The following is a 1,091-nucleotide window of genomic DNA, read 5'->3' on the forward strand; positions in this document are numbered from 1 at the left end:
ACCACACTGGATTCCCGCTAAAGGCATGCGAAAACGGTAGAACGGCGGGGTGGAGTTCGCCAACGAGCAGCGGCAGATCGTGGCGTTTGAGGTAGAGGCCATCCCTTAATGGCCAGACGCTTCCAAAGCGAAAGCCCGATCTCATCTATTGGCCAGCTGATCCCGTATGACCTTTTGATAGTAAGCGCTTAGATGTTTCTTTTTCTGCCTTAGCGCATCGATTTCGGATCTCGTCAGCGGTTCTAAAGCCGACGAGATAACTTGCTTCGTTGGCGGTGAGGGCTGAGATGTGTATTCCGAAGATGTCTTTGATTTCATCACCAAAACGTGCCTCCAATAATCGAAAATGCTTTTGTAAGGCTCGAAAGTCTTTTGAACGACCTGCATTCACTAGTAAAAGAGTGCCAACAACTTTTCCGCCATTCAGCAGCAAGTAGTTAGCAAGCTCGGCCAATGTGCTGCCCATACTGGTCACATCATCCACAAGCACGTAATGGCCTCCGTGCTGAACAGCCCCTTCAAATGATGGCCTGGAAATCAACCTTTCCATCGGGTCAGCCCCTGTGTGGAAGACCCTTTGCATCTGGACAATATCTGTTTCACTGCTACCATCCAGAAGTTCCGCACACAGTAACGACAACATCAAAGGAAGGGCGTTATCGCCAGCTGCTTCTTTAGCATAAGGTGATACAAATATCGATCCACTTGGAAACTCTCCCTTGAGAGAAACCAGGAAATCAAGAGCCAAATCACTAATAAGACTCAGGGCAGAGTCAGCATCACCTGACTTTGCCGAGCGATAATCAACATGCTGCTTGATATCAATATCGCTGACAAAACAATGGTAGTGCTTTGCCTCCTTTGGAAAGGAGTACACCCTATCCATCACAGTGACTCAAAGCTTGCCCCTTTAATTTCCTTTCTGTTTCACACGCTCAATAGCATAGCAACCCCGGCCATTCTCGTCACTTCTGGCCTCCGCCTCTCACAAGCCCGAAGGGCCCCACCCTTCACTCCACCGTGACGCTTTTCGCTAAGTTACGCGGCTTATCCACATCGGTGCCTTTCACCAGCGCCACGTGGTAAGAAAG

General features: G+C 49.4%; 1 protein-coding gene. It reads right to left on the bottom strand.

All coding sequences use genetic code 11. From position 1 onward, the window contains the following. Window positions 1-145 precede the first annotated feature (145 nt). Window positions 146-886, bottom strand: a complete 741-nt coding sequence (locus INT19_RS11720; RefSeq protein WP_193060862.1) for a phosphoribosyltransferase — start codon at window positions 884-886, stop codon at window positions 146-148. Window positions 887-1,091 lie beyond the last annotated feature (205 nt).

This window comes from Halomonas sp. 3A7M (genome assembly GCF_014897875.1).
Lineage (GTDB): Bacteria > Pseudomonadota > Gammaproteobacteria > Pseudomonadales > Halomonadaceae > Vreelandella.